This is a genomic window from Lapidilactobacillus salsurivasis, assembly GCF_054785215.1.
In genome coordinates this window covers 359,514-373,620 of the sequence record NZ_BAAABI010000002.1, presented here as the reverse complement: position 1 = coordinate 373,620, position 14,107 = coordinate 359,514, and the positions used below count along the sequence as shown (strand labels likewise).

At 48.4% G+C, this 14,107-nt stretch carries 13 protein-coding genes, 2 tRNA genes and 1 other annotated feature (1 of these 16 running past the window's edge); of the genes, 10 read left to right on the top strand and 5 right to left on the bottom strand.

The features are described from left to right. Window positions 1-83, top strand: a binding site (T-box leader); it begins 124 nt to the left of the window's first position. Window positions 84-136: 53 nt separating this feature from the next. The 3 genes from leuS to ACYVSB_RS03685 all read left to right on the top strand — a co-directional run bounded on the left by leuS (window position 137) and on the right by ACYVSB_RS03685 (window position 4,265). Continuing rightward, window positions 137-2,551, top strand: a complete 2,415-nt coding sequence (gene leuS, locus ACYVSB_RS03695; protein ID WP_461218504.1) for a leucine--tRNA ligase — start codon at window positions 137-139, stop codon at window positions 2,549-2,551. Window positions 2,552-2,874: 323 nt separating this feature from the next. Continuing rightward, on the top strand, window positions 2,875-3,270 hold the full coding sequence (locus ACYVSB_RS03690) for a hypothetical protein (RefSeq protein WP_461218465.1): 396 nt from the start codon (window positions 2,875-2,877) through the stop codon (window positions 3,268-3,270). 197 nt (window positions 3,271-3,467) lie between these two features. Beyond that, a complete protein-coding gene (locus ACYVSB_RS03685) occupies window positions 3,468-4,265 on the top strand; it encodes a Cof-type HAD-IIB family hydrolase (RefSeq protein ID WP_461218464.1) in 798 nt (265 codons plus the stop codon). Between the two features lie 38 nt (window positions 4,266-4,303). On the opposite strand, the gene ACYVSB_RS03680 is transcribed toward ACYVSB_RS03685, so the two are convergent. Further along, window positions 4,304-5,560 (bottom strand): M20/M25/M40 family metallo-hydrolase, encoded by a 1,257-nt coding sequence (locus tag ACYVSB_RS03680; RefSeq protein WP_461218463.1) that lies wholly within the window; start codon window positions 5,558-5,560, stop codon window positions 4,304-4,306. Between the two features lie 408 nt (window positions 5,561-5,968). Here ACYVSB_RS03680 and ACYVSB_RS03675 point away from each other — a divergent pair, with 408 nt between their 5' ends. Together ACYVSB_RS03675 and ACYVSB_RS03670 are read left to right on the top strand one after the other, a co-directional pair. Next, complete coding sequence (locus tag ACYVSB_RS03675) at window positions 5,969-7,624, top strand: putative polysaccharide biosynthesis protein (protein ID WP_461218462.1); 1,656 nt, start codon at window positions 5,969-5,971, stop codon at window positions 7,622-7,624. Beyond that, window positions 7,621-8,355, top strand: a complete 735-nt coding sequence (locus tag ACYVSB_RS03670) for a pseudouridine synthase (RefSeq protein ID WP_461218461.1) — start codon at window positions 7,621-7,623, stop codon at window positions 8,353-8,355. The genes ACYVSB_RS03675 and ACYVSB_RS03670 overlap by 4 nt, the downstream gene beginning before the upstream one ends. Here ACYVSB_RS03670 and ACYVSB_RS03665 read toward each other — a convergent pair. The 3 genes from ACYVSB_RS03665 to ACYVSB_RS03655 form a co-directional block, all read right to left on the bottom strand. Then, window positions 8,323-9,174, bottom strand: a complete 852-nt coding sequence (locus ACYVSB_RS03665) for an NAD(P)H-hydrate dehydratase (protein WP_461218460.1) — start codon at window positions 9,172-9,174, stop codon at window positions 8,323-8,325. The two genes, ACYVSB_RS03670 and ACYVSB_RS03665, sit on opposite strands and share 33 nt — an antisense overlap. A gap of 230 nt (window positions 9,175-9,404) precedes the next feature. Then, window positions 9,405-9,475 (bottom strand) — tRNA-Gly (locus ACYVSB_RS03660). A 290-nt stretch (window positions 9,476-9,765) separates the two neighbouring features. Next, window positions 9,766-10,632: an aminoglycoside 6-adenylyltransferase gene (locus tag ACYVSB_RS03655; RefSeq protein ID WP_461218459.1), complete on the bottom strand. Its 867-nt coding sequence runs from the start codon at window positions 10,630-10,632 to the stop codon at window positions 9,766-9,768. A 343-nt stretch (window positions 10,633-10,975) separates the two neighbouring features. Between ACYVSB_RS03655 and ACYVSB_RS03650 the strand changes: the two genes are divergently transcribed. The 4 genes from ACYVSB_RS03650 (at window position 10,976) to ACYVSB_RS03635 (ending at window position 12,336) form a co-directional block, all read left to right on the top strand. Further along, the gene (locus ACYVSB_RS03650) at window positions 10,976-11,521 is read left to right on the top strand and encodes a hypothetical protein (protein ID WP_461218458.1); all 546 of its coding nucleotides are present in this window, start codon (window positions 10,976-10,978) and stop codon (window positions 11,519-11,521) included. Next, window positions 11,518-11,724: a hypothetical protein gene (locus ACYVSB_RS03645; protein ID WP_461218457.1), complete on the top strand. Its 207-nt coding sequence runs from the start codon at window positions 11,518-11,520 to the stop codon at window positions 11,722-11,724. The genes ACYVSB_RS03650 and ACYVSB_RS03645 overlap by 4 nt, the downstream gene beginning before the upstream one ends. A gap of 57 nt (window positions 11,725-11,781) precedes the next feature. After that, on the top strand, window positions 11,782-11,910 hold the full coding sequence (locus ACYVSB_RS03640; protein ID WP_461218456.1) for a hypothetical protein: 129 nt from the start codon (window positions 11,782-11,784) through the stop codon (window positions 11,908-11,910). A 231-nt stretch (window positions 11,911-12,141) separates the two neighbouring features. Further along, window positions 12,142-12,336 carry a hypothetical protein gene (locus tag ACYVSB_RS03635; protein ID WP_461218455.1) on the top strand — a complete coding sequence of 65 codons (195 nt, stop codon included), beginning with the start codon at window positions 12,142-12,144 and terminating at the stop codon, window positions 12,334-12,336. A 469-nt stretch (window positions 12,337-12,805) separates the two neighbouring features. Here ACYVSB_RS03635 and ACYVSB_RS03630 read toward each other — a convergent pair. Then, window positions 12,806-12,889: transfer RNA gene (locus tag ACYVSB_RS03630), tRNA-Leu, on the bottom strand. 383 nt (window positions 12,890-13,272) lie between these two features. On the opposite strand from ACYVSB_RS03630, the gene ACYVSB_RS03625 reads away from it, so the two are divergent. Beyond that, on the top strand, window positions 13,273-14,106 hold the full coding sequence (locus ACYVSB_RS03625; RefSeq protein ID WP_461218454.1) for an ABC transporter permease subunit: 834 nt from the start codon (window positions 13,273-13,275) through the stop codon (window positions 14,104-14,106). Window position 14,107: the final 1 nt, after the last annotated feature.

Sequence of the window (14,107 nt, the reverse complement as noted above, 5' to 3'; positions counted from 1 at the left end):
TAGGCGTGGACCAGCGTTAATGGTTAGAGGGCCGATCAGAAATCGGCTAAAGTTAGGTGGTACCACGGTCGCGCGTCCTATAAGCAATTGGCTTATAGGGCTTTTTGTTTGCGGAAAATGAATAAAAGGAGTGCGTATTTTGTATAATCATACGACAGTCGAAAAGAAATGGCAGCAACGTTGGCGGGAAAACCAACAATTCAAAACCACCGAGGATCCTAATAAAAAGAATTTCTACGCCTTGGATATGTTCCCTTATCCTTCTGGCCAGGGACTCCATGTGGGCCATCCCGAGGGTTATACGGCTACAGATATCATTGCCCGGATGAAACGGGCGCAAGGTTTCAACGTTTTGCATCCGATGGGCTGGGACGCGTTTGGGCTGCCAGCGGAGCAGTACGCTTTGAATACGGGCCATCAGCCTGAAGAATTCACTGCCAAGAATATTGCCAACTTCAAGCGCCAGATCAATTCCTTGGGCTTTTCCTATGATTGGGATCGGGAAGTCAATACCACTGATCCAGAATTCTATCGGTGGACCCAATGGATCTTTGAACAAATGTATCAAAAAGGCTTGGCATATGAGGCAGAAGTTGCGGTCAACTGGAGCCCGGATCTGGGCACGGTCGTCGCCAATGAAGAAGTGATCGATGGCAAAACTGAGCGCGGTGGCTTTCCGGTTTATCGGAAACCCATGCGTCAGTGGATGTTGAAGATTACGGCATACGCGGAGCGCTTGTTGAATGATCTGGATCTGGTCGATTGGCCCGAAAGTATCAAAGATATGCAACGGAACTGGATCGGTCGTTCTGAAGGCGCTGAGGTGACGTTTGCGATCGCGGATCAGCCAAATCTTGATTTCAAAGTTTTCACCACGAGGGCGGATACTTTGTTCGGCGCGACTTATATCGTGATGGCGCCGGAACATGAACTGGTGGATCAGATCACCACGGCGGCTGCTCAGGCCGCGGTTGCCGCCTACCAAGAAGAAATCAGCCACAAGAGCGATCTGGAACGGACAGATCTGAACCATGACAAGACAGGAGCGTTCACCGGCGCCTTCGCGATCAATCCAGTCAATGGTCAGAAATTACCGATCTGGATCTCCGATTATGTTTTGGCTAGCTATGGCACCGGCGCAATCATGTCGGTGCCCGCTCATGATGAACGCGATTATGAATTCGCGACCAAGTTCCAGTTGCCGATCATTCCGGTGATCGCGGGTGGCGATGTGGCCCAGGCCGCTTATACTGGTGATGGTGTTCATATCAATTCGGGATTTTTGGATGGCTTGGATAAACAAGCGGCAATTGACAAGATGATCGCTTGGTTAACGGAAAAAGGTGTGGGCAAACAGCAGGTCAATTATAAACTGCGAGACTGGTTGTTCAGCCGCCAACGTTACTGGGGCGAGCCGATCCCAGTGATCCATTGGGAAGACGGGGAAACAACCTTGGTTCCTGAAGCCGAACTACCTTTGCGCTTGCCGAAAGAAACCAACATCAAGCCATCAGGCACCGGTGAAAGTCCCTTAGCCAACTTAACTGATTGGGTCAATGTGGTGGATGCCAATGGTCGCAAGGGCCGCCGGGAAACGAACACCATGCCACAATGGGCGGGATCATCTTGGTATTACTTGCGTTACATCGATCCCCACAATCAAGAAGCGTTGGCGGATTTTGATAAATTGAAGGACTGGTTGCCTGTTGATCTGTACATTGGCGGCGCGGAACATGCGGTCTTGCATTTACTGTACGCCCGTTTCTGGCATAAATTCCTTTATGATCTCGGTGTTGTGCCCACGCCAGAACCATTCCAGAAATTATTCAATCAGGGCATGATCTTAGGGGATAATCACGAGAAAATGTCCAAGTCCAAAGGCAATGTGGTCAATCCCGATGAGGTCGTTGACCAGTATGGCGCGGACACGTTACGCCTGTACGAAATGTTCATGGGACCGTTGGATGCTTCGATTTCTTGGAGCGAAGAAGGTTTGGCGGGTTCGCGGCGCTTCCTTGATCGGGTTTGGCGCTTGTTCGTCGATGATGACGACAAGTTACGCGACCGCATTACGATGATGAACAATGGCCATTTAGACAAGGTTTACAATCAAACCGTCAAAAAAGTCACCGCCGACTATGAGCAACTGCACTTCAACACAGCCATCTCCCAATTGATGGTCTTCATTAATGAAGCCTACAAAGAAAAAGTTCTTTTCGCGGACTATGTGGCGGGCTTCGTGCAATTGTTGGCCCCGATCGCGCCTCATATGATGGAAGAAATCTGGGAGAAGTTGGGCCATCACGAAAGTTTGACTTATGCGTCTTGGCCAACTTTTGACGCCAGTAAATTGGTTGATGATACCACTGAAGTAATCGTTCAAGTCAATGGTAAGTTGCGGGCGAAATTGCAAGTCGCCAAAGATACCGCCAAGGACGATTTGCAGACGCAAGCCCTTAATGACGAACACGTTCAAGCTTTCATCGCCGATCAACAGGTGGTCAAGGTGATCGTGATCCCGAACAAAATCGTGAACATTGTCGTTAAATAAAAGCCGCCTGTTTAGACGAAAACGGCGCGCACCCACGCGATCAATTGGCTGTTCGCTAACGGAGGTCGCACGTGCCAAAGCAATTCAAAACGAAGTGGCTGATCAATTAAAGCTTTTCATCTGTCAACACTCCGCTTGAATAAAATAAGCAAGCGCAAAAAAGCGTGTCTTCTGACAATCACGCGGTGGCTTTTGTCAACCGCAGTGTCTGTCAGAAACACGCTTTTTTTGCTTGCGCCAGGCAATCATTAAGTGGGAATCAGCTCATCTGCAATCAAATTGGATAATTTGGCGAAGGACGTTTGTGAGCTGGAGTCAACCAATTGCCACCCGCGAAAGACCGTAATGCGATGGGTTTATCGGATTTATCGGGTTCATCGAAACTAAATCTGAGTCATCGGCCGTACTTTCATGGCGTCACCAATCTAAGGATTGAGACCACTAATCACGGCCGTCAATTGCGTGGATCCCCATCAATTGGTCATAGCTTGCTGGCCGGCGTGAATGCTCAAACGGCTGTTAAAACGTTGAGCGGCTGGAGCGGAGAAATTCGGGGTGAGATCGCCGTGAAATTGTCCTTGGCGGCTCTGCCGCTTAGGACAAGGCTCAGCTTTGAGATTTTCGGGTTTTGCGAAGCTCAAAGTGACGCCCACAGCGAGCTCACCCCGAATTTCGCAGCGCAAGCCGCGGACAAGATAGAAACGTGTTCGCCGACCTAGATTCTTCCGCTTAGCTACGCAATTGTTCCGGAAGCATAGTGCGGCTTCCAAAACAATTGCTAGGCTAATGCTCAGAAGCTACCCGGGTCGGCTCACACTTTTTTGCTTGAAAAGGCGGAAAGAAAGTTGTTGAAAAATCGTCTTCAGTGTCACGTCTTTGCTATAATGGAAGTCTAGAACATTATTTGAGGTGGAACATGGATAATTTGAAATTGGTGGCCGTTGATATCGACGGAACTTTCGTAGATCATAACAATCATTATGATCTGGCCGAATTTCGGCGTTTGTTTAAGGTGATGCAGGAACGGAACATCGAATTTGTCGTCGCTAGTGGCAATCAATACCCCCATTTGGCGCGGCTGTTTCCGGATGATTTGCGGGATCAATTGAATTTCGTGGCGGAAAATGGCGCGTTAACGTTGGCTCACGGCCGCGAAGTCTTCTGTGGTGGGCTCAGCTGGTCCACTTTGACCCGGGCGGTAGCTGCGGTTAAGGCGATTCCTGGCGCGAACTATATTGTTTCCACCCCAGAGGCTGGTTATTTCCCCGCAAATTCCGCGGAATTCTTCAAAGAGGAATCAGAACACTACTGCGCTAGTCTAGCAGAGTTTGATGATTTGACGGAAATCAAAGACAAACAGATCCTCAAGTTGACGGCGCGAGTTGAGCCTGCTGAAGTGCCGCTGATTGAAGCGGCCTTCAAGGATTGGCCTGATCTACATGTGACCAGTTCTGGGTTTGGTTATTTAGATATGATCAATCCTAAGTTGCATAAAGCCTTTGGTCTGCAAATCTTAGGCGAGCATTTCCGGATCGCCCCTGAACAAATGGTTGTTTTCGGCGACAGCGCCAACGATCAGGAAATGTTCAAGCTGGCTGGGCGTGCTTACGCCATGGCGAACGCTGAACAGATTTTGCTGGATTTGACGGATTACCGTGCGCCTTCAAATGAGGAGAATGGCGTCTTACGCGTTCTAGGTCAGTTATTGGCCTAGAGGAATCAGCCGTCAGTTGTGAGGTCCACTATCCCGACTTAATTGCGGGAATCTAAGGGAATCTCACCAAAATAGATTTTGGCCAAGAGTTGATAAAGTTCACAATAATCCAAGTAGTCCACCTGATTGACGAATTCGTTGATTTGGTGGGCGCTTTCGTTTCCGGGACCGGCGATGATCACCGGAAGTTGGGGGGTTCCTTGAATGAATTGGGAGGCGTCAGTACCACCAGGCGCGCCTAAAACTAAGGCGGGTTCATGCCAAATTTTCTGATACGCATTGGTGGCAGCTTGGATCAATGGTGAAGCAGAAGGGGTGATGACGGCGGGTTGGCTGGACAATATGGTGAGCACCAGTTTGAGATGAGGATCGGCATCGTTAAGCTGGGTGACCAGCGCTGCCAAATCGGCCTCGATCCGTTGATTGGGATAGTCCGGGATCGTTCTGATCTTCACCTGTAAGCGTGCCTGCTCGGGAATGGTATTCGCCTGCTCGCCGCCTTGAATCACGGTCACCGCCGCGTTGATCGGGCCCAGTAAATTGTTCTCGATCGTTGCCAATTTCTGGAAGTAAAGTTGTTGCGCTTGGTAATAAGCTAAAAGGTTGTCGATCGCGTTGATTCCTGAGTTGGGTAGGGCGCTGTGAGCCGCTTTGCCGGTGGCGCTGACCATGTAGTCCAGTGAGCCCTTGTGGCCGCGAAAGAGCAGATGCCGACCATAAGCTTGTGGCGCTGTGGCTGGCATGGAAACCAAGCCACTACCGCCCAGCCGTTGCAAAATCAGCGCGTTGGAGGCGTTGCTGGGTTCGCCGACGACTAGCCCAGCTAAATCAGCCGCGTAGCCCAACTGCGTCAGTTGTTGGGCACCCAATTCGCCTAATTCTTCACCAACAGTAGCCAGCAAGCGCACCCGACCATGGAAATGTGCATCCTGCTTTAATTGAATCAGGGCCAGTGTCATCGCAGCCAGGCCGCTCTTCATATCGGTTGATCCCCGTCCGAAAATATGACCATCACGATGTTGCGGCCAAAATGGGCCATACGTCCATCTTTGTGGATCAGTGACCGCCACGGTATCTTGATGCCCAGTAAAGCCTAAGATCGGGCCTCGTTTGGGACCGATCTCCGCGACTAAATTGACTCGGTTATTGTTTCCCGGTAGTGGAATCAGTTGACTGTCAATCTGATATCGGTGTAACAAATCTCGAAGGTATACAGCTACAGCGCCTTCGCAGCCATTAACCGTCGGTATTTTGATGAGATCGTCTAAAACTTGTAAGGCTATTTCTCTTTCCATACGGACGCGCCCCCAGTTGGTTTATCGCGGGTCAAGCTTTGTTCCTGTAATTATATTTTAATGATTTAGCGCGAAAAGGAAACCAACAATGCTCGTCGGCGGTGGCAAATCTTGTCTAGTTTGGTTGAAAAGGTGACGTTGGCTTTAGATGCCGACAGGTCATTAGCCATCAAGCGCTGATCCTCGTTGCGCAGGGGCGATTTAGCTGACCTGATCTGAGCTGGCTTTGCTGGTCAACGCTCAGTTATCAGGGCGCAAAAATACAATTCTAGCTTGCAACCACGGCTTGTTTGCCGGTCGCGGTTTTATTTACTTGTTGAATGGGGTACAATAAAAGCTAATGGATGTTTGAGATTATCGGGGTGAGTCCTGTTGACGGAGACGCACCCCCTTAAAGGAGCGTTTTGATTGGCGCAAGAAACAAATCGACCACACGCGGTCAGTCCCGCACAATCGGAGACTAACCGCGATACTTTTGTCCGTGGCTCTGCTTGGATCACGGCGGGAAGTGTCTTTTCGCGAATTCTAGGGGCCGTTTACATTATGGCTTGGCTGCCAATGATCGGCAACGCGGAAACAGGTAATCTGGCCAACGCCTTGTATGGCAAGGGATACAATATCTATTCGATTTTCCTGATGATCTCGACGGCCGGGATCCCCGGCGCGATCGCCAAGCAAGTGGCCCACTATAATACGTTGAATGAATATCGAATCGGGCAACAACTGTTCAAGACGGGCGTGCGGATCATGGCGATCCTAGGCGTTGTCTCGGCGGCGATCATGTATTTTGCCGCGCCGCTATATGCCCAAAGTCCCGAGGAGATTCCTGTTTATCACGCGCTCAGTTGGGCCGTGTTGATCATTCCGTTCCTAAGTATTTTTCGAGGCTACTTCCAGGGGTTCTCGGAAATGGCACCGTCCGCGATTTCGCAAGTGGTGGAGCAACTGGCCCGAGTCGCTTATTTATTGGGCGCAACTTTTGTAATTATGAAAATCAACCATGGTCGTTATCAAGAGGCTGTGGTCCAATCAACTTTTGCGGCATTTATTGGCGCCTTATTTGGCATCTTGGTTTTGGTCTGGTTTTATTTACGCCAGCGTCCGCAGATCAATCGGTTGGTGGCGCAGTCTGATAATGAGATTCGTGTTTCCCCCCGGGGGTTGGTCATCGATATTTTGCGCCAGGCGCTCCCTTTTATTCTGATTGGCTCGGGGATCACGATTTTCCAATTGATCGATCAATACACATTCTTTCGGATGTTACCGAAATTCTTCATTGTCACCAAGAAGCAGATGGAGATTTATTTCGGAATCTTCAACTTCAACTCGAATAAATTGGTGATGATCGTCATCTCCTTTGCGGCCGCATTGGCGGTGGCGGCAGTGCCATTGTTGTCGGCGGCGTACGCCCGGAAAGATCGGCGTGATATGTCGGCGCAGATCACCAACATTTTGCAACTCTTTCTGATCATTATGGTCCCTTCAGCGTTTGGTGTGGCGGCAGTGGCGGAACCATTGTATACGTTGTTTTATGGCTATGACGCCCTGGGAATCAGCGTGTTACATTTGAATGCCTTTACGGCGATCCTCTCGGGACTATTTACTGTTTTAGCGGCCGTGATGCAAGGTCTTTATCAAAACAAACGGGCGATGGGTTACTTGGTCGTGGGGATTGCCACGAAATTAATTCTCCAATATCCGATGATTGCGTTTTTCAACGTTTATGGGCCGCTGGTTTCCACTGGCTTGGGGATGTTGGTCACCTGTTTATTGATGCTGGGTTCGCTATTGCGGACTTATGGTTTCCGTGTCAAGCAAACGGCGCGGCGGATGATGGGGATCTTGGCGTTCTCTGCGCTGATGTATTTAGTGACGGCAACGGCGGTCAATTTGCTGTCGTTGGTCATGAACCCAGAACGAAAAATCTACGCGGCCGTCATTTTGATTATTGCTGTGGTCATTGGCGTCGCGATTTATGGGTATCTAATCTTGAGAACGCGTTTGGCTGATCGCATCATTGGCAATCGCATCAGCGGTTTACGGCGGAGGTTACACATTAGATGAGAATTGATCGCTATCTGGCAAACATGGGTCAGGGGAGTCGCCAAGAAGTGCGGGCCCTGATCAAGCAAAAAGTCGTTACCATCAATAGTCAAGTGGTCAAAAACGCGGGCCAGCAGGTGACTTCCGCCGATCTGGTCGCCGTTGCGGGGCAACTCCTGGTCTATACTCAGTTTGGTTATTATTTATTGAATAAACCAGCGGGAGTCTTGACCGCGACCACGGATCTGACGGCGCCAACGGTCTTGGAGTTACTAGCACCAACGTTGCCCCATTATCGTGACTTAGCGCCAGTAGGCCGCTTAGATCGCGACACCACTGGGCTTTTGTTGATCACTAATAATGGCCAGTTGGCGCACCGCTTATTACAACCAAAATATCACGTCGCCAAGCGTTATCTGGCCACGGTGGCTGGCTTGGTTCAACCGGAACTCAGCACCATCTTCGCTCAAGGCATCAAGTTGAGCGACTTTACCACGCAACCGGCGCAACTAGAAATTCTCGCAGTGGACACCGAAAAAAAGCAATCGACAGTGGCGCTGACGATTGCTGAGGGTAAATATCATCAAGTTAAACGAATGCTGATGGCTTTTGACCATCCGGTTTTACAATTGCAACGCCAATCCTTTGGCCCTTTGAGCTTGCCTGAAAATCTGGCCAGTGGCGCTTATCGTGAATTGACCGCCGCTGAATTAACTGCCTTAAAGGCCAGCACAGCTGAAACGCGCCATTAGAATAGGTAATTGGGGACAGATTTGGCTGGGAAGCGTAACATAGTGATCCTGAGCCAGTTCTTGCCCGGCTAAACCATGAAGATAGACCGCTGCCAGTGTCGCTGGTAACGGTTTTTTGCTTTGACCGAATTGAGCGCAAAACGCGGCAATGATCCCGGTCAAGGTGTCACCCATGCCCCCAGTGGCCATCGCCGCGACGCCGGTGGTGTTACGGAAAACCTCCTGACCAGCATAGATCTGGGTGCGATGTTGCTTCAGGACCAAGATCGTCGTCGCCGGTAGTTGAGCCAGCACGGTTTGATTGGCACTGACTGTTTGACGAGCAATTGGCAGCCCGCTCAGGCGATGCCATTCTTCTTGATGGGGCGTTAGGATCAATTGTGGCTGTTGGGGCAAGGGGATGGCCCCGCCAGCGACTAAGGTTAGCGCCGAGCCATCAACGATCAGGCTTTGATTGGCGCTGACTGCGGTGAACACCATCCGTAAAAGCGCCTGCGCACCTGGATCAAGTCCTAGGCCGGGGCCAACCACGATCACATCAGCGCTTTGAATGCTTGCGCGTAAGGCGGCAGTTTCAGCCCAATCCAAAAACATGATCTCCGGATGACGGGCATGCAGCGCCGTGCGATTGACCGCCGCACTGGCCAGTGTCACCAGCCCCGCGCCTGCAAACAAGGCGGCGCTGGCGCTCATGATCCCCGCGCCGCCATATTGTTCGTTGCCACCCACAACAAGAACGCGACCGAAAGTTCCTTTATGGCTTTCCGCCGGTCGCGGTTGAATCACTTGCCTAAGAATTGGTTCCGTTAAATCGATCATTGTGACACCCATCCTTTTTATTTCATTTCTCAGTCTACTGACCCAAATTCCCAACTGCCGATTGCCAGGCACTTCCCACAGCTAGCAACAACTACTCTCCATGATAGTGGTGTTGCCGGGATTCGTAAAGGCGTTTGTCAGATGGGGATGGAGATCGCATCGGATTTTGACACATTCGTTTAAAATCTGCTCATAAAAAAAGAACCCTTGTTGATCAAGGATTCCAGCTAAGCGGGTGACGAGAATCGGACTCGCGACTTCAGCTTGGGAAGCTAATGTTTTACCACTAAACTACACCCGCATGTTGTTAAAAACTACATATAATATCATATCGAATTTACACGTAGATTTCAATAGTTTTTTGAAATCTACCGAAACAATTTAGCAATCATCAAAATCAAGCTTGCATTGATTCGCCGTGGCGCCACAAGGGCAACTCGATTTTACGACTCACCGCCGCTTTTAGGCGTTCTGAAATTTGACGGTGTTGCTAAACGGGTGTAGGTTTTATCGAAACAAGCATGGAAGTGGTGAGTAACCATCAGCCCCCCTTTTTTTTGGCGGTTATTTATGGGCAACAGGAGCGACTGATCAGTAGATTTCTGAAGCATCGGCTGGTAACTGGCGGATATGATCAAGAAAGAGGCGGCTATTGGTGGCTTCTTGCCAATCATAAGTCAAGTTTAGTTGCTGGCTCAACTGGCCGGCGACTTCTTGGAAGAGATCGCACATGACCGTCACAGCTGACCAGACAGCCGCAACATCGCCGGTCGCGTAAGTGGCGAGGAAGCGCTGATAAACCGCAGTTGGCAAAAGTTGGCGGTAATATTTACCATTTTTACCGACACTGATCTGAAAATCATGAGCCGCGCCGATCTGCCAATTCAAGATTTGCTTCAACATTGGCCGGACGTTGAAGTCCAACATATCCAAAACGTAGGGGAGTTCTTGGCGCCACAAGCCCTTAGCCACATTGTTCAAACACCACCAAAATTCATTGCAGGTCCCCCGAAATTCGGCGTTAGTGGGGCGTTGCACCCAATAACGTTGGTCTGTCAATTCGGTCGGTTGAGGCAAGCAATGATCCTTATCCAAAAGGATCTGATACATTTTCAGATGATTCAGGGCGTTGTTGAGTGTCCGAACATGCAGATCCAGGCGATTGCCATCCGCGAATTGGATCAACCAGCCATACGCATCGGCGGCTTCCGCTAGTGGAAAGTAGGCGTTGTCGTCAGGAAGTTGCCAATAAAGCCGCGGACCAAACTGATCCAACCAAGCTTGCTCCTGATAAAATGGTTTGATGTCGTCAACGACATAAGCAATGTCATAATCTTGAAAGATATCTTTAGGAACGCTAGGATTCACCCGCGAACCCTCCAAATAAACCGCCCGGATCCGGGGGTCGGTTTGGGCCTTTTTTAAAATCAAAGCAAACATTTCAGTTGATGAACGCATTTCACTGATCCTCTCTATATGGATAGCGCCGTTTTCGATCGATGGGCGCCACTACCGTGATCAAACAACGCACGTCACTGAGTACGGCGGGCTCTTTAGTGCTGATTGATTTTGTAAAACACAGTAATTAATGATAGGGGCTATTTCGACGGTTTGTCAAGCTAAGTCAATTGGCTACTATTGACCCGACTATGCGGCGTCAAAAAGTATAGTATTGAAAATTAAACATATCAAGACCGCTATTATAAGGGAATAGTTGATAAAATAGCGCGCAAAGTTGAATAACTAGCCAATGAAAAGACCTCTGAAGTAAAGGTAATCGTTTTGAGTGATCAGATAATCGTTGTCATTGCAGGTGGACTATCAACCAGCCGACGGAAAGAGAGAAAAAGTTCACACAGGCCAAGAGGGTGAGCGGAAGTACGTCAAAGATAAATATGGCAGTTACACTTTGACGAAAAAGGAAAGAATCAGAAGAAGTAAAGAACGACAACGAATAGAGCCGCAAAGGCAAGCTGCAGCACGTGAAAAGCGAAAAAAAACGTGGCAGAGGAAACGTGAGTTACAGTTGGCTCAGGCTAATAAAGATGCTAAAATTAAATTGAGGAAACAAATTGCACCAACGTCCAAAGGTCAAGAATTCGTAAACAGTAAACACAGTCGAGTTCGAAAAAATCAACGGCAAATAACTAATGCTGATATTGCCGAGGCGCTTGCACATCCAATGCACGAGGATCCAGTAGAGGTAGATGATTTTGGTCGACGTGCCAAACGGTTTATTGGCGAACGAACTGTTGTGGTTCTGAATCCGGACACAAAACAGGTCATTACAACCTATCCAACAAGTAAAAAGTTTCGAAATCGATACGGCAAAGGAAGTGAGAAATGATGTTCTCGAAAGACCAAATTGAGTTTATGCGTAATCACGGCGTTAAAGTGGACTTTGAAAAGACGTTAACGGATGACGAATATTTTCAAATTGACGACGTCATTTCTACGCTTCTTCAAACTAAGGGATTTGACGCCGAGTATGAGCCAACTCCAATCGGCAAAATGTGTGAGAGCATCTTAGATATAATGGCAGGCATGTAGCACCTAGTACTCGGCTAAGTGCTATTTTTGTACCCAAAATTGAAAGGAATGGTAGAAATGGAAAAAGAAAAGTCATTGATTATTTGGTTGAAGGCAGGACAAACGCTAAAATTCGAAAAAGTTGAGAATCTCGAGAATGGTGATAGTGAATTGAAGTTCGACTATTTTGGCGTGGCTACTCAGTAAAGAGAAATGCGGTATTTAATCAAATTAATATTTCAGGGTTTGCTTTGGAGGCTTGATTGAACCCTAGGGCAGAGGCGATATAATGGATAAAGTCAAGGTTCTGGGGGTTGAGTACACAGTTCATTTGCATGTGGCAAGACAGACAAACCTATTTTAGAGAATTTCGATGCGGTTACTGATACTTCGACAATAAATATTTATATCGGTGATTTCGTTGCTGATGAGAATTCGTTGGAAGATTTAGAAGTGTATACTCGAAAAACCTTGCGCCATGAGCTGATTCATGCGTTCTTATATGAGTCTGGGTTGGATGCGAATTCTGAATGGGCCAGGAACGAAGAAATCGTTGACTGGATTGCGATTCAGTTTCCAAAGCTACAAATTGTTTTCAATCAAAGTGAAAAGAGTCAGTCAGGTGATCATTAAGGAACTGATGAAGAAGTCGATCTAGACAATATTTGACCCAAGCATGTCATTAAACTGCGGGGATAAAGATTGGGGGGAAGGTAATGACTACCCAAGCGCGACTTGGTAATCAGCATCCTACTCAATCGGTAATACTTCCATACACTGAAACGGTTTATCAAGCTGCAATCCGTATTTATCAGAAACCTGGACGAATTGCGCGACCATAGCTGGTTGAATAATTTGAAGTAATTTTTGCGATGAACAAGGAGCATGATTGAAGCCAAGAATGCGGCGCCTAAAACCAAAAAGCAGGTATCGCTGATCAAACTGGGACCAGCGATACCTGCTTTATCTATTTTGACGCGGGCTTATTTTGTCCGAGTAAAAATAAAAAGACCTCCAAAATAAATTGGAAGTCTTAATCAGGTCTTGACATCAGGCCCCTTCAGCAAAATTCATTGCTAGCGAGCCGAGATATCGTTGAAAATGCCGCTGGCAGGAGTCGAACCTGTACACCCGTGAGGATACAGCGACCTGAACGCTGCGCGTCTGCCAATTCCGCCACAGCGGCAACAACACTATTTATTTTACCAGAAAATACGAAAAAGGGAAGAACAAATTTGATTTTTTTCGATTTGTTGGCGATTAGTCGATATTTTTGGGGGTCACGGGTTGGCATAACTTGCTTCAAATCGTGGTGTTTCAAGGGTAGGGCGGTCTTACAAATGTCAAGGCCAATTAGCTTTTACTGATAAAAATTCATATTTGGCTAATGATTATTCATATTTACTTACCTGTTTCATCACGGTGCGTCCGTCAAAGTTTCGCAACTAGGGCGTAATCTTGATAACAACTTAAACGTAATCACCTTGCTTTGAAGGTCGATGATCTGCTTACCAGCGCCTAGATGTGTGACCGCGTGACTTGCAGAAACAATGAATGGAGTGCTTCCAGATGGAAAATACAGCAGTTCTCAATAAAACACATTCCCTTGATCCACAATTGAAACGCCCCGGTTGGCGGCAAATCTCTTGGCAAAAAGTTTTACCCTGGATCGTGCCGTTGACGCTGCTCGTGGCTTGGCAAGCGGTGGTCAGTTTCGGCTGGGTCGCCAGTAGCACTTTGCCTTCACCGCTGGCGGTGATTCAAGACGGCATTGGTCTGACCGTTAATGGCACTTTGCCGAAGAATATTAGTATCAGCCTGTACCGCGCCACAATGGGGTTGTTGATTGGTGGCAGCATCGGTTTTCTACTAGGTTTTGTTAATGGGTTGTCGACCCATATGCGCGCCTTGACCGACAGTTCGATTCAAATGTTGCGTAATATCCCGCACCTATCGCTGATTCCCGTGGTTATTTTGACCTTGGGGATCGGTGAAGTCGCGAAGATTTCACTGGTTGCGGTGGGAGTGATGTTCCCAGTCTACATCAACACTTTCCACGGCATTCGGTCCGTTGATCCGGAATTGATTGAAATGGGACGCTCCTATGGCTTGTCCCGCAAGGCGCTCTTTACAAAGATTATTTTCCCGGGGGCGTTACCAACGATCCTAATGGGGCTTCGTTATGCCCTAGGCGTGATGTGGACCACCTTGATCGTCGCTGAGACCATGGCCGCGGATTCCGGCATCGGTTACATGGCCACCAACGCTCAGAACTTCATGGATATGGAAACCATCCTACTTTGTATTGTGATCTACGCATTATTAGGGAAACTTTCCGATTTGATCGCTAAGAATATTGAAACGCTGGCGCTAGGCTGGCAACAACAGAAAGGAGGTCATTGAT

Bases quoted from the DNA above. Each gene is read 5' to 3' on its own strand.
- ACYVSB_RS03685 (WP_461218464.1), top strand. From the start codon at position 3,468: ATGGATAATTTGAAATTGGTGGCCGTTGATATCGACGGAACTTTCGTA.
- ACYVSB_RS03680 (WP_461218463.1), bottom strand. From the start codon at position 5,560: ATGGAAAGAGAAATAGCCTTACAAGTTTTAGACGATCTCATCAAAATA.
- ACYVSB_RS03670 (WP_461218461.1), top strand. From the start codon at position 7,621: ATGAGAATTGATCGCTATCTGGCAAACATGGGTCAGGGGAGTCGCCAA.
- ACYVSB_RS03665 (WP_461218460.1), bottom strand. From the start codon at position 9,174: ATGATCGATTTAACGGAACCAATTCTTAGGCAAGTGATTCAACCGCGA.
- ACYVSB_RS03655 (WP_461218459.1), bottom strand. From the start codon at position 10,632: ATGCGTTCATCAACTGAAATGTTTGCTTTGATTTTAAAAAAGGCCCAA.
- ACYVSB_RS03645 (WP_461218457.1), top strand. From the start codon at position 11,518: ATGATGTTCTCGAAAGACCAAATTGAGTTTATGCGTAATCACGGCGTT.
- ACYVSB_RS03640 (WP_461218456.1), top strand. From the start codon at position 11,782: ATGGAAAAAGAAAAGTCATTGATTATTTGGTTGAAGGCAGGACAAACG.
- ACYVSB_RS03625 (WP_461218454.1), top strand. From the start codon at position 13,273: ATGGAAAATACAGCAGTTCTCAATAAAACACATTCCCTTGATCCACAA.